A 22,818-nucleotide genomic window follows, 5' to 3' on the forward strand; every position below is an offset into this window, starting at 1 on the left:
TATTATTAGCCATTTTTTAATAATGGGAATGATGTTAATTTTAAAAAGTAAATGAAAGTGTATTGATATATTCTTTCAAACTACATTAAACTTCCCTCTTCCAGCTTCCAGCCTCCTTTCCAGTAAAACGTCCTTTTTTGAATTATTATTAATATTGAAGTATCTTGTTCAAATGAAACGCCTTTTTATTATGTGTATAATAAAAAAACACTATTTTTGTAGTCTAAATTTTTCAAGAAAATATGGCAGAATATACTTTTCGTGAGGTAATTGCACAGGCAATGAGCGAGGAAATGCGTAAAGACGAATCCATTTACCTGATGGGGGAGGAAGTGGCAGAATATAATGGTGCATATAAAGCTTCAAAAGGAATGCTGGATGAATTTGGTCCAAAAAGAGTGATCGATACACCGATTGCAGAACTTGGATTTACAGGGATCTCTGTAGGAGCAGCAATGAATGGGAACAGACCTATCGTAGAATTTATGACATTCAATTTCTCTTTAGTAGGAATTGACCAGATTATTAATAATGCGGCGAAAATCCGTCAAATGAGTGGTGGACAGTGGAACTGCCCAATCGTTTTCCGTGGACCTACAGCTTCTGCAGGACAATTAGGAGCTACACACTCTCAGGCTTTCGAAGGTTGGTTTGCCAACTGTCCGGGGCTTAAAGTAGTCGTACCTTCAAACCCTTATGATGCAAAAGGATTATTGAAAACAGCTATTCAAGATAACGACCCGGTTATTTTCATGGAATCTGAGCAGATGTATGGTGATAAAATGGAAATTCCTGAAGAAGAGTACTATTTACCTATCGGAAAAGCAGATATTAAAAGAGAAGGTAAAGATGTTACTTTAGTTTCTTTTGGTAAGATTATGAAGTTGGCATTACAAGCTGCTGAAGACATGGAAAAAGAAGGAATCTCTGTAGAGGTAATTGACCTTAGAACAGTTCGTCCTTTAGATTTTGATACTATTTTAGCATCTGTAAAGAAAACAAATAGATTAGTAATCTTAGAAGAGGCTTGGCCATTTGGATCAATATCTTCTGAAATCACTTATATGGTACAACAAAAAGCATTCGATTATTTAGATGCTCCAATCAAGAGAATTACAACTCCTGATGCTCCAGCACCATATTCAGCTGCATTATTCGCAGAATGGTTCCCTAAGCTTGAAAAAGTAAAAGAGGAAATCAAAAAAGCAATGTACGTTAAGTAATCATAATAGAAAAAAACTTCCGAAAGGAAGTTTTTTCATTTATTATATTCATGAAGAAAAATTCATGACGTCATAAAATTAGTATAAATTTGCGCCTTTAAATTAAATTAAGCTGATATGGCAGAAGTTACAGAAGATGGTTACCACTTCGACATAAAGAAACTTTCCTTTATTGGAGTTTTAGTGTCTCTAGGGATTGTTTTTGGAGATATTGGTACCTCTCCGCTTTACGTAATGAAAGCAATTGTGAATGCAAGGTCTCAAGGGAGTAATATGCCTTTCAATGAATATATAGAAGGTGCCCTTTCTTGTATTATTTGGACACTTACTCTTCAGACTACCATAAAATATGTAATCATTGCTTTAAGGGCAGATAATAAAGGGGAGGGAGGAATTCTTGCCTTATTTTCTCTAGTTAAGAATCTGAAAAAAGGATGGCTTTATCTTATAGCCATTGTAGGAGCTGCTGCACTTATTGCAGATGGGGTAATTACACCATCACTTACCGTGATGTCAGCTATTGAAGGTCTTGAAATTTATAATCCACATACTCCTGTTGTTCCTATTACCATTGGAATTCTCATTGCAATTTTTGTGGTACAGCAATTCGGAACCAGCTTTATTGGAAAGTTTTTTGGTCCCGTAATGGTGGTTTGGTTTTTAGTATTAGGAGGTTTAGGGGTAATGCATTTGAGTGAAAATTTTGAAATTCTAAGATCTTTTAACCCTTATTACGCATACAAACTCATTGTAAACTCTCCAAGTGCAATAGTTATTTTAGGTGCAGTGTTCCTTTGTACAACTGGAGCAGAGGCTCTTTATTCAGATTTAGGACATTGCGGAGCTAAAAATATAAGAGTAAGCTGGGGATTTGTTAAAATAATGCTTATTTTAAATTATCTTGGACAAGGAGCTTGGCTTCTAACAAACTTTGAAAAACCAGGTTTTTCTGTTGTAAACCCATTCTTTGGGATTATGGAAGAATGGATGATTATACCAGGAGTAATTTTAGCAACAGCTGCCGCTATTATTGCTAGCCAGGCTTTGATTACGGGTTCTTTTACCATTTTTTCTGAAGCAATGTCGCTCAACCTTTGGCCTAATCAAAAAATTGACTATCCTTCTGGAGTTAAAGGACAAATGTATATCCCTAGAATCAATTGGGGCCTTTTAATTTTATGCATTATTGTAGTGCTGCACTTCAGAGAATCTGGAAAAATGGAAGCAGCTTATGGACTTTCCATTACAGTAACAATGTTAATGACAACCATTCTACTTATTTTTTGGTTGTTGAAACATAGAGTAAGTAAAGTTTTAATATTATTATTTGCTTTAGTCTATTTGGCTATTGAGTTAGGCTTCTTCAGTGCAAATATCATTAAGTTCATGGAAGGAGGATGGATCACCGTAGTATTAGCCGGTTCTATTGGAATCTCTATGTATGCATGGTATAATGGAAGGTTAATCAAAACAAGATTTATCCAATTTGTGAAGATTGACAAATATATATCCATTCTTAAAGATATGAAGTTGGATGAAACCATTCCCAAATATGCCACAAACTTAGCTTATCTGAGCCGTGCTAAAAGAAATGATGAAGTAGAATCTAAAATTATTTATTCTATCATCAAAAAACAGCCGAAAAGAGCAGATCATTACTTTATTCTAAGTATTGTGAATCAGGAAGATCCGTATACATTCAAGTATACGGTTGATGAAATTCTTCCCGGAACTGTTTATAAAATTAACTTCCTTCTTGGATTTAAAGTAGATAGAAGAATCAATGATTATTTCAATATGGTATTGAAAGATCTTATGGCAGATGGAACTATTCCTTCAAGAAGCAGCCACCCGTCTCTAAGAGCTCATGACATACCGCCGGATTTGAAATATGTAATTATAGATAATACTTATATCAACGATATACTTTTAACTGTTAAACAGAAGATTACCCTTAATATTTACAACTTTGTAAAATATATAGGAAGTGATGACTTTAAGGCGTGGGGAGTGTCTTCACATAACGTAGAAGTAGAGTCTGCCCCTATTACAGAGCTTACTGTTTATGACAATAAAATTGAACAATCTGGGTATTACCGTCATAACTCTTAATCCCTGGAGCTTTTAAACCATACTATCTATTTAAATAAAATTCAATAAATTTGTAGATAATTTTTTTAATGGATACAATACAAAAAGAAAAAAATATAGCTTTGATCAAGGATGTTTTAAGAAACTACTTACTAGAAAAAGGGTTCAGAAACACTCCTGAAAGATATACGATATTAGAAGAAATTTATAATATGGATCATCACTTTAATGTTGATGATCTGTATCTTCTGATGATGCAGAAGAAATATCATGTTTCGAAAGCAACTATTTACAATACGATTGAGATTTTCCTTGATGCCGGATTAATCCGTAAACATCAGTTCGGAGAAAAAACCTTGACGTCTTCATCTTATGAGAAATCTTATTTTGATAAACAGCATGATCACTTGGTGATCTACAAAAAGATTCTGATAAAGAAATCGAAGAAATTATTGAATTCTGTGACCCAAGAATTCAAGGAATCAAAGAAGCCATTGAAGAAGCATTTGGCGTAAAAATTGATTCTCATTCGCTATATTTTTATGGCACTAAGAATGACTAATTAATGAGAATAATCCTTTTTCTGTTTATCTTTATTTCTACGCTTAGCTTTGCGCAGGATAAAACTCCTGTGAAGAGAGATCCTTATCTCACCCCTTCTCCTGCAAAGCAGCAGCCATTGAAACCTGAAGATAAAATCAAACTTATCAACGCAGATAAAATTATTAAAGATCCCGCCAAATATGACGGTAATCAATATTTTGTAGGAAATGTTCAGATAGAACAAAAGGGATCTATACTTACGGCAGATGAAGTTGTTCTTTATAGTGAAGAAAACTTTGCCAAAGCAATTGGAAATGCAAAACTTCAGAATGCGGACGGCTCTGTTATTACAGCAGGGGAAATGGAGTATGATGGGAATACGCAGAAAGGTGTTGCCAGAAAAAATGTTGTCCTGACGGATCCTAAGCAGACCATCAAAACTGATATTCTGTATTATGATAAACTATCGAGTCAGGCTTATTTTAATACAGGAGGTACCATTTCTGACAGCCAGGGAAATGTAATGTATACCAAGTCTGCTACCTATTTTCTGGATACCAAAATGATTGATTTTGTAGGTAATGTGAAAATTGACAATGCCCAATATATCATTGAAGGAGTAAATATCAAGCAGAACCAGAATACCAAAGTAGCTGAATTTTTCGGACCTACAACCATTACCAATAGAGCCAATCCTAAAAATAGAGTGTATACGGAAAGAGGAACCTATAGGATGGAAACCAAAGAAGCTTTCCTGAACAAAAATTCCAAGATCTTTTATAATGATAAAATCCTTACCGGTGAGGATATGTATTTTAATCAGATCACAGGTTTTGGAAAAGCTACCGGTAATGTAAAACTGGATGATCCGAAAGAAAGGAGATATATGAAAGGTGGCTATGGTGAAATCTTTGAGAAAAAAGATTCTTCAATGATGACCAAAGGTCCTTACGCTGTTAAAATTATGGAAAAAGATACCGCCTATTTTGCTGCTGAGAAAATCATATCCTATCAAAAACCGGACTCTTTAGATATCAAAATAAAAAAGAGCTTTTTAAGAGCCTATAGAAAAGCAAGAATATATAAATCCAATGCACAGGGAAGAGCAGATTCTATATCCTTTAATGAAACGGATGGTATTATGCACATGTACACAAAACCGATCTTATGGAGCGGGGAAAAGCAGGTGACTGGTGACAAAGTTGAAGCCTATTTTAATACTCAGAATGAAAATATAGATTCCTTAAAAGTTATTGGAAATGCTTTAGCTATTAGTAAAGTAGACTCTTTAACTCTGAAAGATGAATTCAATCAGGTAAAAGGTAAGTACATGACAGTATATTATCAGGGTAATGATATTAAAGAGGCTAGAGTAGTGGGGAATGCACAATCTATTGCTTATGTAGATGATGTAAACAAAGAAACCCAGAAGCCGGAAAGAATTGGGATTACACTTTCTGCATGTGGTATTATCGGCGCTTTATTTGAGGAAAGGGCTTTACAGATTATTTCCTGTAGCATCGGTGCTACTGCTGATACTTATCCAATGAGTAAAATAGAACCTTCAAGAAGAAAGTTTCCGGATTTCAACTGGAATACGAAAGACCGGATCAGGAAATGGCAGGATATATTGGTCGACAGTCCAAATTATGAAGAGATAAAATATTCTTCGGATAATGAATTGTATGATCAGGCTCAGGATGCTATAGAGAAAGAACGGGCTAAAGAAGAAGCTAAAAAACCTAAAAGAGTAAGAAAATAATCATAAAATGAACCGCTTTATTGTAAAGCGGTTTTTTTATTTCTAATAGTTATTTTGATCTTCTTATTGAATAAAAAGAAATAAAAAGAGGAGTTTAAAATTTTTGTTCAGCTAGGTTTTGGTTAAACAGAGCCATATTTTTTTCGGTAATTGTTAAAATGTCAATAAATTGAGTTGTTTTTGTATTTTATATCATTAAATAGTGAAAAAAATACATGTTAATTATTTTTTTTTAATCGGATTGATAACACTAAAAATGAATGATTGAAACGCTTTGTTATTTTTATTGGAATTAAATTATTTTATTGAATTACAATATTTTATATTTTTTATATAATTGGGTTTTATTCCTGGTAAAAGTTGCTGTAAAATGTTGTTTGTATTAGTAAATATTAAAAAAGACCTTCTTCATATCATTAAATGGTGAAATTTTTGTGATTCAAATAACAAAAAAAAACCTGAAATTGCTCAGATTTTGTTCTTAAATTTTAAATTTTAAAAATATTTTTTTTTTCTGCAATAAACATGGGATTTTCCTTTCACTACAGCGGTGTTTATTGGTTATATTTATTCTAACATATTGGAGTTATTGTTTTTTTTATGACTATATAATTATCTAATTATAATATTTTATACATTTAATAGGTCAAGCCAATCTAAAAAAGACAATATGAAATTAGAATTTATTATCTTGATCTTTATTATTTGTAATATAAAGATCAATGCTCAAGTTGGTATTTCGAAAACCACGGGCTTTCAGCCGGATGTTCGGACTCAGCTGCATGTAAAGCAGGATGATTACGCTGCTAGATTACCTAGAGCGAATACAACTGCTGTATTACCTTCCTCATTAACTGGTACAACAGGAGATGGTACCCAAGGATCCATTATTTTTAACCGTGAAACAGGAAGTATTGTTCAGAATGACGGAACAAGTTGGAAAATCTCAGATCCTATTGTGACCACCATGAAGAACAATAAAATGGCCCGTTTTATCAGATCAGGAAATGTGACCACGAGTTGTGGAACATGTGGACTGGCCTGTGGTCTTACAGTAAAGACCTGTACGGCTGCTAATATTAATTTTACAGCAGGTAGTTTCAATGACATATCTTCAGATGTTGCACTGGCTGCCACTACCAGTAATGTAATTAATATTAATACGAAAGGACTTTATAAAATATCCTTTAAAAAGTGGAGCCATAGATATTAGTACTCCGCTTTGTGTAGGGGTTATCATCAATCTGAAATCAAGGCTGGATCTGGAAATGAGTACAGCAGCGGATGCTACCTGGAGACCTATCAATAATACAACAAGTGCTTCTACTTCAGGAGCATTATCTGTATCAACATTGTTACCAGGATCCATTGATGTAGGGCAATCTTTAGCATTTACTTATGTAGGTGTTTTCAACGCAGGAGACAAATTGAGAATGTCACTAGGAGGTACTCAGAACATCGGTACAGGTGTTTGTACAGGAGCTTTGGGTGGTAATAACATGAGCTTTGCCATGACGAAAACCGGAAATGCTGTATCAGAAATTATTGTTGAAAAAATAAATATGCAATAAGATGAAAAAGATTATAATTGTATTAGCCCTCATTCTTCAATATTATTTGCATGCACAGGTTGCTATTGGAGGTAATTTTGTAAGCAATAAAAATGTAGTGAAAGTTCAGGATGGAAACAAGGGAATTATTTTACCTTTTTCCAATTCTTATACCGGTTTTCCGAAGTATAATGCTTCTGCTCCGGACGTATTCGATGATTATACTAATCTCGTAGGTGGTCTTATTTATAATAAAAGTGATGATCAGTATTATAAATATGATGGCTATTCATGGAATCCGGCAAGGCAGATACAGGGAATTTACCAGCCGAAGGCTTCCCGATTAGGGGTTTCTTCAGGAATTTCAATTCCATGTATTTCTTTTGGAATAGGTTTCTGTTTTTCTAGTGGAACTCCTACCTATTTAGCTCCAGACGATAAGAGTCAGGTACTTGTGGATAATCTGGCGCTGAAAAATCCTGCTGCTAGTACTGTTACTGTAAAACAGAATGGTGTATATGATATAGGTGTAGCACTAGGCTTTACAGGAGGAAGTTTTGGTGCCCAGGCTGGAGTAACTGAATTTAAACTAACGTTACAGGTAAAATATACATCATCATCTGACTGGGAAACTGTTGTTTCTAAGACTAATTATTCTGTTGTTTTCATTGTAGATACACAGGGAAATAAGACATCAAGTTTCTCGCATACACTATATATGCCTGCAGGAGCTGAACTTAGAGTGGTTCCATCTATCAGTTCTAATGCTCTTTCGGGAGGTGCGCTTTCAGCGTACGGAACAGATTCCAATTCGGTGAGTTCATTCGTTGCAGCACGTTTAATTAAAGCACTTTAAATCATGAAGAAAAATATATACAGTCTGTTTTTATTTATGTTCATCATAAACAGCTATAATGCACAGGTAAATTTTACCAATATCGGAAGTCCGGATTCCAACGCAAGTGGAAATGATAAAGTAATGATGTACATAACTAACACTAGTGAAGCAACAGGAGTAAAAGGATTTGGTATTCCAACTGTAAATACATTGACAGATCTTCCGTATACTGGAGCGAATGCACCAGCTACAAGTATTACAGAACTGAAAGGTATGCTTTTATTTGTGAATAGTACAGGCGAGGTGATGGTATTTGATGGGTTAGTTTGGAGTAAAGCTTTTGAAGTGGAATCTGATAACATTTCCAGATTTAGAATAAATTCAGTAGCCACAACTACCGGATCTGTGATGCTTCCTATTAATTCTTTAATTGATAAGGTTAACTTCTTAGCAGATCCATTAAAACTTAAGACCAATGTACCAACCAGTGGGGCAGATCTCAATAAGTTGTACATCCGCCAGACAGGACTTTACAGAATAAATTTGAATATAACTTTTACAGGGCCGGCAGGGTCATTCAGCAACAGATTGGGAGCAGGACTCTTAATTAATGACCAATTGAGATTTCAGTTACTGGAAGATACTGTAAATTTTGACGGAACAAACAGGAAAATCAATCTTGATTTTTCAGTATATGCAGTACAGGGACAGTATATTACCTTGGAAGCTATTTCAGAAGTTGGAGGAACTACAGCTTATACCGTAACGAATGATAGCTACGTAACGGTAGAAAAAGTACTATAAAGTAAACGAATCTTTATATTTCAATGAGAAGCTACCCTTATACCAATGAAGGGTGGCTTTTTTATTCACGATCAATAATTTCGGCATTTGCTGAATCTTTTATAGCTTTGCTGAAATTTTTTGAGACAATGGAAATGCATAAAGATTTTTTTATATATCAGGCACAAACCACAAAATTTGCAGCAGGTTTTGAAGTTGAAAAAGCTGAAGGAAACTATATCTACGGAACAGATGGAAGAAAGTATCTCGATTTTGTAGCTGGAGTTTCTGCCAATACCCTTGGGCATTCGCATCCGAAAGTGATTAATGCGATCAAGGAACAGGCAGATAAATATCTTCACGTAATGGTATACGGGGAATATGCTCAGGAAAAACCGATTGCGCTATGTAAATTACTTGCTGAAGCTACTCCGGAACCTTTGGAAGTGACATATTTGGTAAATAGCGGTGCAGAGGCTATTGATGGAAGTTTGAAACTGGCTAAAAGATATACCGGAAGAGAAGAAATCATTTCCTTTAAAAACTCTTATCATGGGAACACCCACGGAGCATTAAGCGTTTCGGGAAATGAAAACCATAAAAGAGAGTTCCGCCCATTATTACCGATGGTTACTTTTATCGAATTCAATAATGAAGCTGAATTTGATAAGATTACAGAGAAAACTGCATGTGTAATTCTGGAAACTATTCAGGGAGCTGCAGGATTTCTGGTTCCGAATGATGATTATCTGATTAAACTGAAAAAAGATGTGAAGAAGTGGGAGCGCTTTTGATTCTGGATGAGATCCAACCCGGATTTGGAAGAACAGGAAAGCTATTCTCATTTGAACATTTTGGAATTGTTCCGGATATCCTTGTTATGGGTAAAGGGATGGGAGGTGGAGTTCCGGTAGGAGCTTTTATGAGTTCCAGAAAGATTATGGAAACGTTGTCCCATTCTCCGAAGTTAGGACATGTAACTACTTTTGGAGGAAATCCATTGATTGCAGCAGCCAGTTATGCTACTTTGAAAGAAGTGCTGGAAAGTGGTATAATGAAAGAAATTGAAGAGAAAGAAAAATTATTCAGAGAACTTTTGGTACATCCAAAAATTAAAAATATAAATGGTAAAGGTTTAATGCTGGCCGTAAATCTTGGAGAACCTGAATATACATTGAATGTAGCTAAAAAATGTATGAAAAACGGACTTATTGTATTCTGGCAATTGTATAGAAATGAATATTTGAGAATTTCTCCACCCCTTACATTATCTCTTGATGAAATTAGAGAAGGCTGCCAAATTATACTTGATATTCTTAATGAAGATTAAAGAAAATGTCTCTCCCGATGGAGAGATTTTTTTTATGCCTGACATGGCAATTTTAAACCTTAATACTTAACATAATACATATTTATAATCTCTGATAAATATCATGCAGATTCTTTAAAAAAGTAACTGCAATTTTGTGTAATAAAAAAATTAATTTATATATTGCGGGACGATAAAAACAAAGATTATATGGCGAAACATAAAGTCCATTACGAATTTCCAATGCACTGTTTATCAGAGATTTTATACGAATATCTGGCTACTGCAGAGGGGTTGTCTGAATGGTTTGCAGATGAGGTTACAGAGAAAGGCGATGATTTCTTTTTTAGCTGGGGTGGAGGACCTGCTGAAAAGGCCACTTTGATCAGATATAAGCCTGAAGGTTTCGTGCGTTTCAGATGGGAAGAAGATGAAGGAACTAAGAATTTCTTTGAAATGACTATCACTATAGATGATATAACAGAAGATTTGGCACTAAATATTACGGACTTCTGTGAAGAAGGAGACGAAGAAGAAAACGCGATGTATTGGGAAAATCTTATTGAAAATCTCAGAATAAAATTAGGTGCTGCATAATGCAGGACTATATCAAATGATAAAACTGATGAACGATTTATCGTTCATTATTTTTTTGTAAATAAATCACATCAAAAATTGGAAAATCAATATTTTACCTCAGGTACATTGAATGTAAAGAACAGAGCCTTTCTTTGGGGCGATGCAGTGAAGGTTTCTTTCTTTGTAAGAGACAGCAGGTTGATCATGGATGAAGAATGCTATTTCTTCCTGATGGCTTCCATGAGAAAGATGAGAATGAATATTCCTTTAACCTATACATTGGAGTTTTTCCAGTCAATGTTCCAAAAGGATATTATAGAAGGTAAAGGAATAAAGAATGGAATTATCAATTTCCAGGTATTCAGAAATCAGGATGAATTAACATTAGCAAAATCTTCAATTTCCTATTTTTATGAAGTAGAAGAAATGGATGATGTTTTGGCTGTTCATCAGAGAGCCTTGGAACTGGATCTGATTAAGGAAATTAATGTAAATAATAATCTGCTAAGCAATATCAGAGTACATTGTCCGGAAAACATCTATGGCGGAATTTATGCCCAGGAGAATGATCTTGATGATGTTATTCTGTTAAACCCTAATAAAAGGATTGCCCGTACCACTTGTGGTAACCTTTTGTTTATGGAAGGAGATGTTATTAAAGTTCCAAAACAGACAGAAGGAGCTTACATCTCTCCTTTAATGGAAAACTTCGTTACTTATTTACATAAAAATAAACTGGCTGATATCCAGGAACACGAAATTATTGCATTTGAATCTCAGAAAGCAGAAGAAATTTTAATGATTTCTGACGAGAAAGGCATATTTTCTGTAGGTAAAATAAGAAATAAAACCTTTGAGACTTCCCGATTTACAGAATTGGTAGAAGGCTGGAAAAAGAGTTTTAATTTATAAAAATTGACAAACCCGGTAAACAACAACGTTACAAAGTCCTTTACCGGGTTTTATTCTGAATAAATCAGAAATTGTTTCTTTATTTAATTTCCGTTGATGATATCAACGAATTTTTGTGCGATTTCCTTTTGTCCATTTTCACTGGTAATATAAGCTCTGTCTGAAGAATTATTGATGAATCCAAGTTCTACCAATACTGCAGGAGCTTTGGTTTCTCTTAAAATATGAAGATTATTGCGCTCTTCAATTTTACGAACACTAAATTTTTTATAGATTTTTCCTGCCAGTTTCTTTGAATCTTCAGAATTCTGGACATATATTTCTGTTCCATGTTTAACGGTTTCTTCCTGAGGAGAAGTGTTAACATGGAGTGAAATCACCATTTCAGGATTCAGTTTGTTGATTTGAAGAGTTCTTTCGGAAAGACTGGGATAGGTATCTTCATTTCTTATTAAAATCACCTCATACGGGTCTTGCTTTCCACTAAGCTTTTGAATCTCCTTTGCAATGCTTAAGGTGATATCTTTTTCACTAAATTGGCCAAATACAGCACCATGATCATTGCCTCCATGACCAGCATCTATGACAATGTATTTCTTGTTAAGAGGAGTGAATGATAAAAAAGCAGTCGAAAAGATTGATAAAGCAAGTAATGGAATACCTTTCATTTCAGTGATTTTTGGTTTTTCAAAGAACGGAAAAACTTTCTTTAAAATTGGTTAACAGAATCTTAAAATTTGTTAATTATTTTTACTAATATGAAAAGGATGTGATTAATTTAATGAAATATCCTCAGGGGAATTGGCCCATAATAAGAATTCTCCACCAAGATTCTGCATGATCGATTTCCATAAGGTCTGGTCGTTGGGAAGAGTGTAATCCAGATTGTAAACATCTACCACAGTCCACATTTTTCTCTGAACCTCACTGTCCAGTTGATTAGGAGCCCATCCGGAATATCCTGAAAAGATTTTTACATTATGAATATCCAGCTCATTAGCCAATACAGCATTGATAATACGTTCGATATCCTCGGTAAGATAATATTCATCCGCAATATCAGTGTAAATCTCGGTCACTTTTTCATCACCTTTTACAATGAAAAATACTTTATCATTTTCTACAGGACCGCCATCGTATACCTCGATCTTAAAATCAAAGAAATCTTTGAATTTACTACTCATCTGGCTATTTTTTTTATTAAGGATCAAACCAAAAGCTCCGCTTTCGTTATGTTCAATAACCAATACTACCGATCTGGAAAAAATATCGCCGGAAATGTCAGGGGTCGAGATTAATATTTTACCTTTGTATGAGTGATTCATACTCAAATTTAATAAAAAATATTTATGGAAAACCTGCACGACAAAAGAAAAGTGTACGATAAATCCCAACTTATTGAAAGTGAGATAAAACAAAATCCAATAGAGCAGTTTAGAGACTGGTTTTTGGATGCCAGTGAAAGCCCGGAAGTCTCAGAAGCTAATGCTATGGCGGTTTCTACGGTAGAGGAAGATGGTTGTCCGAGAACAAGAATGGTCCTGTTGAAATCTTACACTCATGAAGGGTTTATTTTCTATACCAACTACAATAGCAGAAAAGGAAAAGCAATAGAAAATAATCATAAAGCCTGTCTGCATTTTTTCTGGCCTAATCTGGAGCGGCAGATTATCATCAAAGCTAACCTTGAAAAAGTGGCAGAAAACTTAAGTGATGGCTATTTCCATTCGAGGCCAAAGGGAAGTCAGCTGGGCGCTGTAGTTTCGCCACAAAGTCAGGAAATTCCTAATCGTGAGTTTCTGGAAGAAAAATTAAAAGATCTGGAGAAAGAGTACGAAAATATAGAAGTTCCAAGACCGGACCATTGGGGCGGATATCTTGCAAAACCTTATGAGATTGAATTCTGGCAGGGAAGACCTAACCGTCTTCACGACAGAATTGTGTATAAATTGGAAGATCTTGATTGGAAGATCTCTCGATTGGCTCCATAGGTAAGATAAATCTGTAAACTACTCTACATGAGACAACATCATAGATGCTAGTACAATTCAATAAAGCGGGCTTTAGCCTGCTTATTTATTATATCGGCCGAAAGGCTTTAGCCTAAACTTATAAGCTCTTGATAAGGCATAAAAAAAGACCGTCTCTTAGAAACGGTCTTGAATTTTTGTAATCTGAATGATTATTTTTTCTTAGCACCAGAAACTGCATTTGATAAATCAGCTCCAGCCTTAAATTTAGCAACTTTTTTAGCAGCAATTTTAATTGGTTTTTTAGTTGCAGGGTTGATCCCTTGTCTAGCTGCTCTCTCAGCTACTGAGAAAGTACCGAAACCTACTAAAGAAACTTTTCCATCTTTTTTCTTTAGAGTAGAAGTTACGTTACCAATGAAAGATTCTAAAGCAGCTTTTGCTGCAACTTTAGTGATACCTGCATCTTTTGCGATTGCGTCGATTAATTCAGACTTGTTCATAATTTTTAATATTAAAGTTAGTTCGTAATTATAGCAAATATAATACTATTTTCTAATTGTGCAATTTTTTTATAAAAACTTATGCAATTTTTTTACTTTTCAGTGAAAACAGTTAAAATATGATAATTCGTGTTTCTACGAAAAATCTACGTTACGGGTTACTAAAATCATGCCAAATGCTTATGCTTATTGACTTTAGCAAAAAGTTAATATTATTTCCTGTATTTATTAAATCCTAAATTGTGTATAAAGTATTGATGTTTTTAAGAATATAATTATTAATAATATAACTAAAGATCTCTTTTGTTGTGTTTTATAAAATTAAACCCCATTGTTTATGGGAGTTTTTTAATGGTAATGAAGGACTGTTTTATTAATTTTTATTAATAAATTTGCAGCATGTTAATAGAAGTTTTCAAGTCCAAGATCCATAGGGTAAGAGTTACAGCCTCAGACCTTAATTATATAGGAAGTATAACGATAGATGAAGATCTTATAGAAGCCGCTGGTTTAGTGGTGGGAGAAAGGGTCTATATCGTCAATGTGAATAATGGAGAACGTTTTGATACCTACGTTATCAAAGGAAAAAGAAAATCCGGAGAAGTATGTCTTAACGGACCTGCTGCAAGAAAAGTACAGAGAGATGATATCATCATCATCATTGCTTATGCGCAGATGACCCCTGAAGAAGCCAAAGACTTCCAGCCGAAAATAGTTTTCCCTGATGAAAAAACAAATCTTCTTACGTAATTCATGGAGAAAACATCAAAAAGTCCTTTGAAATCAATACTTACAATAGTAATATCGCTTGCTTTTGCAGGCTTTTTTTTATGGCTTGCCTTACGAGGGCTTGATTTTAAAGTGATTCAGCAATCATTGGCGAAGGCCAACTATCTTTGGGTATTGTTTGCTTCTGTATTTGGGCTTTTAGGCTACTGGTTCAGAGCGATTCGTTGGAATTTACTATTGGAGCCAATGGGATACCGCATTTCAAACTCTAATTCATTATGGACTACTTCATTTGGATATCTGATGAATCTTACGATTCCAAGAAGTGGAGAATTGGCAAGAGCTACTGCTTTATATGGGGTAGAAAAAGTACCTGTAGATAAATCTTTCGGTACTATTATTTTGGAAAGAGTGGTAGATTTGGTTTGCCTGGTTGGTTTTTTACTTCTAACAGTGATTTTTAAATTTAATGCGATCCGTTCTTTTTATCATTTTGTAATGGATAAAAAAGATGAGAAAGCTGAATTTGTTCCCAATTTTTTTGAGAAACAAATGATGAAGTTGGGAGTCAATGATTTTGATTCTTTTTATTTGTGCATCAAGATCGCTGTAGGAGTAGTATTTTTAATAGGTTTGGGACTTCTTTATAAATATAAAAAAGAGAAACTCATCAATTTTGGAAAAGGAATTCTTCAGGGAATAACTTCCATTTTTAAGCTAAAACAAAAAAGTAAATTCATATTGTATACACTAGGGCTGTGGGTTTCTTATTACTTTGCCGCCTATTTTGTATGTTTTGCCCTTCCTGAAACTTCAACGTTTACTTTTGCAGATGGTTTCTTTATTATTGTTGTAGGAACACTTGGAATGATTATTCCTGCCAGTGGTGGAATCGGAGCTTATAATCTGGCTATGAAATACGGCTTTATGGCTCTTTTTATTTCGATGGGGAAAAGTGCTGACCTTGGAGGTGAGATAGGATTAATTTATTCTTTTATTTCTTTACCACTTCAAATTGTAATAGTATTGGTAATGGGACTTATTTCAATTCCAATGCTGGCAAAGGCAAGAAATGAAGCTGCTTCGAAGAAAGATTTTTAAAACTAATTCAACAATGATACAGTACAAAGGTTCAAATTTTTAATTGGACCTTTTTTGTTGCCGTTAATTTAACCGGTAAAATTAGACTTAATTGCTTTATACCCATTATTTTTAGTAAATAAATTTGGTTAATTCGTAAATCAAATCTATCTTAATGCAAAAATAATTCATAACATAAAATACTATGGCAATTAATCTACAGAAAGGACAAAAAATCGAGATCGGACTGACAAAAATGACGATAGGACTTGGTTGGGATCCTAATGAAGGGACAGGCTACGACTTCGATCTTGATGCTTCAGCAATCATGATCGATTCTGATAGAAAATTAGTAAGCGAGGAATATTTTGTTTTTTATAATAATCTGAATTCACCGGATGGAGCCCTTACTCATACCGGAGATGATCCGAGCGGAAAAAACAGTGATGGAGCTGATGATGAAGCGATCATTATAGATCTTGATAAAGTAGATTCAAGAGTTGAAGAAATTCTTTTTGTGGTCACTATTGAAGACTTTGAAAGAAGAAAACAGAACTTTGGACAGGTTAGAAATTCATATATCAGGGTGGTAGATAATGGTACCAACCAGGAAATTGCAAAATATGAGCTGGATGAAGATTTTTCCATTGAAACCGGAGTTGAGTTCGGAAGATTATACAAAAGAAACGGAAGCTGGAAGTTTGAAGCTTCAGGAATAGGATACAGAGCAGACCTTGGTTTCTTCCTTGAAAAATATTATAAAGGACAAATCATCAAATAAATAATAATACACTAATACACAAAACGATAGCTATGGCAATTAATTTACAGAAAGGTCAAACGATTGATTTAAGAAAAAATGACCGTGGAGAAAGTGTTTATGATCTTTCAAAAGTAACAATCGGTTTAGGATGGGATGTAAGAAAACAAGGTGGTTTCTTCGGGAAACTTTTTAATAAAGAAGCTGAATATGATCTTGATGCAGTAGCGTTTCTTTTGGATGGCAGCGGAAAGGTGGCTAATCTTGGAAGAACGGTTCAGACCAATGACGGAAGACAGGTGGGGCTGTATCAGGGAGATGTGGTTTTCTTTAATTCTATGCAGCATCCAAGCGGAAATGTATGGTTAACGGGAGATAACAGAACGGGAGCCGGAGATGGTGATGATGAGCAGATCATTGTAAAATTGGATCAGCTGGATCAAAGCTACCAGAAAATTGTTTTTTTGGTTACCATCTATCAGGGGAGAACCAATAATCAGCATTTTGGAATGATTGAAAATGCGTTTATCCGTGCAGTAGATGCTACAGGTAAAGAAATTACAAAATACAGTCTTTCCGGAGATTCTAGCATGAACGGAATGTGTGCAATGGTTTTTGCAGAGGCTTACCGTCATAATGGTGACTGGAAGTTTCGTGCAGTAGGAGAGCCTCATAATACGGATAACTTTATTGATATTCTGAGACAGCAGTATTCATATTCAAACTAGACTTTATATTTCTATTCAACATAAAAGCCGGCTGGGAAGTCTTCGACTTCCTCCGCCGGCTTCAGACCTAATAACCACCCTTATGAACAGAAGATTATTAGCCTATTTTTTACTGGATACTTCCGGCTCTATGAACGGGGAACCTATCCAGGCACTGAACAACGGCTTTAACGGGCTTATCAGTATGCTTCGTGCAGATCCGCAGGCGATGGAAAGCCTTCATTTAAGTGTTATTACCTTTGATAGAGAAGTTAAGAATATTATTCCTTTAACAGCTCTTTCCAATTTTTATCCCATTGAAATTACATGTCCGGATAGTGGACCAACTCATACCGGGGCTGCACTGGAAATGGTATCTGATCTTGTTCAGAAAGATCTTGTAAAAGGATCTGCTGATGAAAAAGGTGACTGGCAGCCTTTACTCTTTATATTTACTGATGGAAAACCTTCCGATATTCAGAAATACAGACAGATGATTCCAATTCTTAGAGGTCTTGAGTTTGGAGCCATTGTAGGCTGTGCGGCAGGACCTAAAGCTGATGAACAGTCTTTGAAAGAACTCACGGATCATGTGGTAAAGCTGGATACTACAGATGCGATCACTCTTTCATCTTTTTCAAATGGGTGAGTACTTCTATTACACAAGGAGGGCATTCACAGAATACAACAGATCACGTAACATTACCTCCGCCACCATCGGAGCTAAATATTATTATTTAAAAAATTGTCTTTACAGTTATGAGAAGACTACCGATTTATTTTTTAATTGATGTCTCCGAATCTATGGTAGGAGACCCGATTGAGCAGGTGCAGGAAGGAATTTCCAACATTGTCAGGGAACTTAAGAAAGATCCGTATTCATTGGAAACGGTGTATATTTCTGTGGTAGGTTTTGCAGGAGAAGCTGAAGTGATTACACCACTTCAGGATATCATAAGTTTTTATCCTCCAAAAATTCCGATTGGCAGTGGTACATCACTGTCTCAAGGATTGATTAAAATAATGGACTGTATAGATCAGGATATTGTAAAAACAACCTATGATAGAAAAGGAGATTGGAAGCCTATCGTATTTTTGTTTACAGACGGGGTTCCTACTGATGATGCTGCCAAAGCGATTGAAAGATGGAACAGCAAGTATAACGGAAAATCTAATACCATTGCAGTATCTATAGGAGAGAATACCAATTATAAGCTGTTGGGTTCACTGGCAGATAATGTTTTACTGTTTAATAATACGGATGAAAATTCCTATAAAGAATTCTTCAAATGGGTAACAGATTCTATTAAAACAACCAGTCAAAGTGTAACAGAAGCGAAGAAAGAAGGAATTAATTTATCTAAAATAGATTCTGTTATTCTGGAAAAGGTAGATCCGCAGATGGAACAGCGTTTTCCGGATAATAACTTTGTTGTTTTGAATGGTAAATGTTCAGAGACGGATAAACTCTATCTGATGAAGTTTAAGAAGACATTCGGAGAATCCAGTATTCCGGGGATGTCTACAAGATATTATAAACTGGAAGGCGCTTATAAAATTGATGAGAAAGCTTATTACAGGTTGTCTTCTGCCCAAAGAAGCAATCTTAAAATTTCAATAGAAGAACTTCAGGGTGGAACTTCTTGCCCACATTGTGCAAATCCTATTGCTTTGGCCACCTGTGCTTGTGGCGGAATCCATTGTCTGCAAGGGGAAGGATACAATAAATGTCCCTGGTGTGGAACATCCGATTATTACGGGTATTCCGGCGGTGGATTTGATATCAACAGAACATTAGGTTAATTACTTTGCCTATGAAAATACCTTCATTTTATTTTGGAATCGGGAGAAAGCCTATGGAAAAAGGAACTATTCATAAAGAAAAAGAAGAGTTTAAAGAAGTTCACTGGGTATTACAACATGCCCATTCAGGGAAGTTCTATGAATTCACTTTTGAGATGGCTGATTTTCCTAACATCAGGATTAAAAATATTGGAAACCTTGAAGAAACCGGACTAACGTTTGAAAATGACAGGATTTTTGGGATTCCGAAAGCCCATAGTATGTATCATCTGGATATAGAATTTTTTCACACAGAAGATAAAGAGCATACAGATGTTAAAAGAGTTTCGTTATTAATCAATATTGATCCTAAAGATTTGTGGAAAAATATTCCAAGTGATCGAAATGATGACTTTTATAAAGAAGATGAGGTTTCATTTCAGGGAACTTTTTTGGATAAAAAAATTGTTGCAGCTTCCAAAAGAGGCCGTTCTCATGCCCATGAAGGGAAATTCAGAGAAGATGATTTTGCAGTGAATGAACTTCCGGCAGATTGGAATATTATCTCAGTTTCTGATGGTGCCGGTTCTGCTGTCATGGCAAGGGAAGGTTCAAGATTAGCTACAATTTCTGTTAATGAGTTTTTTAGCGTTCCTGAAGTTTTAACTGAGATTGAAAATAACATCAATATCTTTTATACTGCAGAAGTCTCAAAGAAAGAACGGGATGAAGCCAAAGAAAATGTAATAAGACTTTTATATGAAGGTGTTTTACATGTTCATCATGAACTCGATAAAACGGCGCTAGAGAATGATCTTTCCATTAATGATCTGCATGCCACACTTATTTTTGCTTTGGTTAAAAAGTTCAGCTTTGGATATGTGATCCTGAGTTTCGGAGTAGGAGACTGCCCAATCAATCTGATCAATACTGATTTTTCCAAAGTAGAATTACTGAATACAATGGATGTGGGAGAGTTCAGTGGAGGAACTCGCTTTATGACCATGAAGGAAATTTTCAACGATCATATTGTTTCCCGTTTCAGAATAACATGTATGAAAGATTTTTCATATCTGGTGCTCATGACGGATGGAATTTATGATCCTAAATTTCTTACCGAAAATAAATTGGAAGATACAGAAAGCTGGAAAATATTTTTTAACGATCTTAATGGAGATAATGATGATCTTACGAAAGTAGATTTTATGAATGATGCAGAAATTGCTCAACAACTTCTCCTTTGGACTGATTTCTGGAGCCGTGGAAACCATGACGATCGTACACTGGCCATAATTTATTAATTAAACATGAAAAATACTATAAAGGTTGTTTCTGTCCTGGATGCATCCAAATCCTATGAATATGTAGATGAAAAGCCAATCCAGGGAGGCGTAAAAGATGTTTACTTTTCACCGGACAGAACGTATGTGGTTGCTTTTTACAGAAATCCGCTGGATGAAGGACAGAAAGAAAGGATTATGAGAATTGTTTCTACCTACCTTCAAAATATCCGAAATGGAAATGCAGCAGAATACTTTCTGAATGAAATATTCAGATGGCCTTATGATATTGTAGAAAGAGATAGGTTAACAGGTATTATTGTTCCTGTTTACAATCAAAAATTCTTCTTTGCTAAAGGATATGTAGGTTCAGATAATATTCAGAATGAAGATAAAGTGGGAAAATGGTTCACCGCACCTATGTTCAGAAATCCGCAATATCCGCTAAGGCTTGACAGATCTGAGCTCGGGGATTGGCTGAGCTATTTTCAGATTGCGATTAATATCAGCCGTGGGGTAAAGAAACTCCATCAAATGGGACTAGCGCATTCAGACTTATCTTATAATAATATTCTGGTAGATCCGGTAACCAAATCGGCCTGTATTATTGATATTGATGGACTTGTTGTTCCTAAATTATTTCCACCTGAAGTTATTGGAACTGCAGATTTTATTGCTCCTGAAGTTTTAAAGACCCAACATTTGGGACTTCAGGATCCAGCAAGGCATCTGCCTAATCAGAAAACTGATTTACATGCCCTTGCCGTTTTGATTTACATGTATCTGTTGAGAAGACACCCACTTCGTGGTGGAAAGATCTGGGATCTGGATTCTGAAAAGGATGAAGTGATATCCATGGGTGAAAAAGCTCTGTTTGTAGAACATCCCAATGATCCTTCCAATAATGTAAGAGCTGATCATCTGAGAAAATGGGATACTTTCTGGGGTGACCCTAAAAGATTCCTTATACTGTAACAGGTCCCTATATTGCTGATTTATTTAGGAAAACATTTATAGACGGACTGCATGATCCAATCAGACGACCTACTGCCAACGAATGGGAAACTGCTTTGCTGAAAACTGTGGACCTGATACAGCCTTGTCAGAACTCCGAATGTACTGAAAAATGGTATGTTTTTGATAATACAAGCAATCCGAAATGCCCTTTCTGCGGAACTCCACACCAAGGAATGCTTCCAGTGCTGGATTTGTACTTCAGATTTGATGATGAGGTCTGGAAACCTGAAAATCATAGGCTAATGGTATATCATAATCAATATTTATTCAAATGGCATGTATCGAGAAAGGTGATCCGAAATGAAAATCTGACGATGCAGGATAAAATGCCTGTAGGATATTTTACTTTCCATCAGGGAAAATGGGTATTGGTGAATCAAAGTCTGGCAGATATGAAAGATATTACAGAACAGCAGGAAATTCCACCTGGATCTATGGTTGAACTGACGGATGGGAAAAAAATACTGTTGTCCTCAGAAGAAGGTGGAAGATTGATCTATGTAACAATGGCGAATCAGTAGATAGAGATAGGCTGGAAGCTGGAAAAGTGAATCTGGATGTATAGCAGTAAAAAATAGGATAGAGATATTTAAATTCAATAGAAGCTTTAGCCCAAATTTATATTTTTTATACTCTCGCAGATTTTTCAGATAACGCAGATTGATACACAATGATCTGTTCAACCCACCTCATCAACGAGAGTTAAATTTTATACGTAATGATCTGTGAAAATCTGTGCAATCTGTGGGAAATAAAATCTAACAAATAAGATTAGCCACAAAAGTCACAAAAGTTTTTTAAGTTAATAGCTTTACGCATGGAGGTACACCAAAGTTTTGAAAATCTTTGATTTTCTTATTGACGATTATCATTCATATGATCAAAATATCCGCTCAATCTGCCTAATCAGCGAGAGATTATCTTTTGTTCTTAAATCGGAGAGAATTCCATGAAGAAAGAATGTTCATCTTCACTTATCGTTTTGAATCCCAGGCTTAGGTAAAGCTTTTGTGCCTTATTGGTTTTTAAAACACTTAAAGAAGCTGTTTTTCCTTTTGCAGAAGCTTCTTCCAGAATATCAGTCAATATCATTTTTCCTAATCCTTTGCCTTGCTGGCTGGGGTCGATCTGAAGCTGTAAGACATCTATATTGGTATCTTCCCTGTTTATTTTTAAAAGCCCGATAGGTTGATTGTTCAAAAAAATAATATAAGCTTTATCAAACTGATCCAGAATTCTGCCAAGAGTTGTTTCCCGGTCTGTAGGAAGATTGGATTCTGCATAATGTGGAACCATGGTCTTCGTCCTTAGATCAAGGAGATAATCAATATCTTTTTCTGTGGCTTGTTGATAAGTAAGTGGAGTTTTCATAGTTTTTTGAATTCGAATTTCAGGCCATA

Annotated in this window: 23 protein-coding genes and 2 pseudogenes; 21 read left to right on the forward strand and 4 right to left on the reverse strand. The window is 35.2% G+C overall.

What is annotated here, in order from left to right:
- Positions 1-242: 242 nt before the first annotated feature.
- From H5J24_RS02865 to H5J24_RS02915, 11 genes and pseudogenes are all read left to right on the forward strand, one after another.
- A complete protein-coding gene (locus H5J24_RS02865) occupies positions 243-1,223 on the forward strand; it encodes a pyruvate dehydrogenase complex E1 component subunit beta (RefSeq protein ID WP_027374696.1) in 981 nt (326 codons plus the stop codon).
- 117 nt (positions 1,224-1,340) lie between these two features.
- Positions 1,341-3,335, forward strand: a complete 1,995-nt coding sequence (locus H5J24_RS02870) for a KUP/HAK/KT family potassium transporter (protein WP_068944474.1) — start codon at positions 1,341-1,343, stop codon at positions 3,333-3,335.
- 68 nt (positions 3,336-3,403) lie between these two features.
- Positions 3,404-3,876, forward strand: a pseudogene (locus H5J24_RS02875) (Fur family transcriptional regulator).
- A gap of 3 nt (positions 3,877-3,879) precedes the next feature.
- A complete protein-coding gene (locus H5J24_RS02880; protein ID WP_068944473.1) occupies positions 3,880-5,619 on the forward strand; it encodes an OstA-like protein in 1,740 nt (579 codons plus the stop codon).
- A 670-nt stretch (positions 5,620-6,289) separates the two neighbouring features.
- Complete coding sequence (locus H5J24_RS02885; RefSeq protein ID WP_232816012.1) at positions 6,290-6,832, forward strand: hypothetical protein; 543 nt, start codon at positions 6,290-6,292, stop codon at positions 6,830-6,832.
- A gap of 55 nt (positions 6,833-6,887) precedes the next feature.
- The gene (locus H5J24_RS02890; RefSeq protein ID WP_232816013.1) at positions 6,888-7,190 is read left to right on the forward strand and encodes a hypothetical protein; all 303 of its coding nucleotides are present in this window, start codon (positions 6,888-6,890) and stop codon (positions 7,188-7,190) included.
- Between the two features lies 1 nt (position 7,191).
- A complete protein-coding gene (locus H5J24_RS02895) occupies positions 7,192-8,025 on the forward strand; it encodes a hypothetical protein (protein WP_068944471.1) in 834 nt (277 codons plus the stop codon).
- 3 nt (positions 8,026-8,028) lie between these two features.
- A complete protein-coding gene (locus H5J24_RS02900) occupies positions 8,029-8,811 on the forward strand; it encodes a hypothetical protein (RefSeq protein ID WP_096788319.1) in 783 nt (260 codons plus the stop codon).
- A gap of 134 nt (positions 8,812-8,945) precedes the next feature.
- Positions 8,946-10,120: pseudogene (locus H5J24_RS02905) on the forward strand (aspartate aminotransferase family protein).
- Between the two features lie 189 nt (positions 10,121-10,309).
- Entirely contained in the window at positions 10,310-10,696 is a 387-nt protein-coding gene (locus tag H5J24_RS02910) for an START-like domain-containing protein (protein ID WP_034696870.1), read from the forward strand.
- A 78-nt stretch (positions 10,697-10,774) separates the two neighbouring features.
- Positions 10,775-11,590: an aminotransferase class IV gene (locus tag H5J24_RS02915; RefSeq protein WP_068944469.1), complete on the forward strand. Its 816-nt coding sequence runs from the start codon at positions 10,775-10,777 to the stop codon at positions 11,588-11,590.
- Between the two features lie 83 nt (positions 11,591-11,673).
- Here H5J24_RS02915 and H5J24_RS02920 read toward each other — a convergent pair whose 3' ends face one another.
- Entirely contained in the window at positions 11,674-12,258 is a 585-nt protein-coding gene (locus H5J24_RS02920; protein WP_068944468.1) for an N-acetylmuramoyl-L-alanine amidase family protein, read from the reverse strand.
- A gap of 105 nt (positions 12,259-12,363) precedes the next feature.
- Complete coding sequence (locus tag H5J24_RS02925; RefSeq protein ID WP_068944467.1) at positions 12,364-12,915, reverse strand: YqgE/AlgH family protein; 552 nt, start codon at positions 12,913-12,915, stop codon at positions 12,364-12,366.
- Between the two features lie 24 nt (positions 12,916-12,939).
- Here H5J24_RS02925 and pdxH point away from each other — a divergent pair, with 24 nt between their 5' ends.
- Positions 12,940-13,581 (forward strand): pyridoxamine 5'-phosphate oxidase, encoded by a 642-nt coding sequence (gene pdxH / locus H5J24_RS02930; protein WP_068944466.1) that lies wholly within the window; start codon positions 12,940-12,942, stop codon positions 13,579-13,581.
- Between the two features lie 191 nt (positions 13,582-13,772).
- Here pdxH and H5J24_RS02935 read toward each other — a convergent pair whose 3' ends face one another.
- Entirely contained in the window at positions 13,773-14,063 is a 291-nt protein-coding gene (locus H5J24_RS02935) for an HU family DNA-binding protein (protein WP_027379880.1), read from the reverse strand.
- Positions 14,064-14,462: 399 nt separating this feature from the next.
- On the opposite strand from H5J24_RS02935, the gene panD reads away from it, so the two are divergent.
- The 9 genes from panD to H5J24_RS25840 all read left to right on the forward strand — a co-directional run bounded on the left by panD (position 14,463) and on the right by H5J24_RS25840 (position 21,939).
- Positions 14,463-14,813: an aspartate 1-decarboxylase gene (panD, locus tag H5J24_RS02940; RefSeq protein ID WP_029294648.1), complete on the forward strand. Its 351-nt coding sequence runs from the start codon at positions 14,463-14,465 to the stop codon at positions 14,811-14,813.
- A 3-nt stretch (positions 14,814-14,816) separates the two neighbouring features.
- Positions 14,817-15,893 (forward strand): lysylphosphatidylglycerol synthase transmembrane domain-containing protein, encoded by a 1,077-nt coding sequence (locus tag H5J24_RS02945; protein ID WP_068944465.1) that lies wholly within the window; start codon positions 14,817-14,819, stop codon positions 15,891-15,893.
- Positions 15,894-16,077: 184 nt separating this feature from the next.
- Positions 16,078-16,653, forward strand: coding sequence for a TerD family protein (locus tag H5J24_RS02950; RefSeq protein ID WP_068944464.1), 576 nt, complete (start codon positions 16,078-16,080; stop codon positions 16,651-16,653).
- A gap of 32 nt (positions 16,654-16,685) precedes the next feature.
- The gene (locus H5J24_RS02955) at positions 16,686-17,360 is read left to right on the forward strand and encodes a TerD family protein (protein WP_068944463.1); all 675 of its coding nucleotides are present in this window, start codon (positions 16,686-16,688) and stop codon (positions 17,358-17,360) included.
- Positions 17,361-17,442: 82 nt separating this feature from the next.
- Positions 17,443-17,988, forward strand: coding sequence for a vWA domain-containing protein (locus tag H5J24_RS02960; protein ID WP_346729947.1), 546 nt, complete (start codon positions 17,443-17,445; stop codon positions 17,986-17,988).
- Between the two features lie 110 nt (positions 17,989-18,098).
- A complete protein-coding gene (locus H5J24_RS02965) occupies positions 18,099-19,142 on the forward strand; it encodes a TerY-C metal binding domain-containing protein (protein WP_068944461.1) in 1,044 nt (347 codons plus the stop codon).
- Between the two features lie 11 nt (positions 19,143-19,153).
- The gene (locus H5J24_RS02970; protein WP_068944460.1) at positions 19,154-20,422 is read left to right on the forward strand and encodes a PP2C family serine/threonine-protein phosphatase; all 1,269 of its coding nucleotides are present in this window, start codon (positions 19,154-19,156) and stop codon (positions 20,420-20,422) included.
- 6 nt (positions 20,423-20,428) lie between these two features.
- Positions 20,429-21,376: a protein kinase domain-containing protein gene (locus H5J24_RS25835; RefSeq protein ID WP_346729948.1), complete on the forward strand. Its 948-nt coding sequence runs from the start codon at positions 20,429-20,431 to the stop codon at positions 21,374-21,376.
- Between the two features lie 107 nt (positions 21,377-21,483).
- Positions 21,484-21,939 carry a hypothetical protein gene (locus tag H5J24_RS25840; protein WP_346729949.1) on the forward strand — a complete coding sequence of 152 codons (456 nt, stop codon included), beginning with the start codon at positions 21,484-21,486 and terminating at the stop codon, positions 21,937-21,939.
- 409 nt (positions 21,940-22,348) lie between these two features.
- Here H5J24_RS25840 and H5J24_RS02980 read toward each other — a convergent pair whose 3' ends face one another.
- Positions 22,349-22,789 carry a GNAT family N-acetyltransferase gene (locus tag H5J24_RS02980; protein WP_068944458.1) on the reverse strand — a complete coding sequence of 147 codons (441 nt, stop codon included), beginning with the start codon at positions 22,787-22,789 and terminating at the stop codon, positions 22,349-22,351.
- Positions 22,790-22,818 lie beyond the last annotated feature (29 nt).

This window comes from Chryseobacterium capnotolerans (assembly GCF_021278965.1).
Lineage (GTDB): Bacteria > Bacteroidota > Bacteroidia > Flavobacteriales > Weeksellaceae > Chryseobacterium > Chryseobacterium capnotolerans.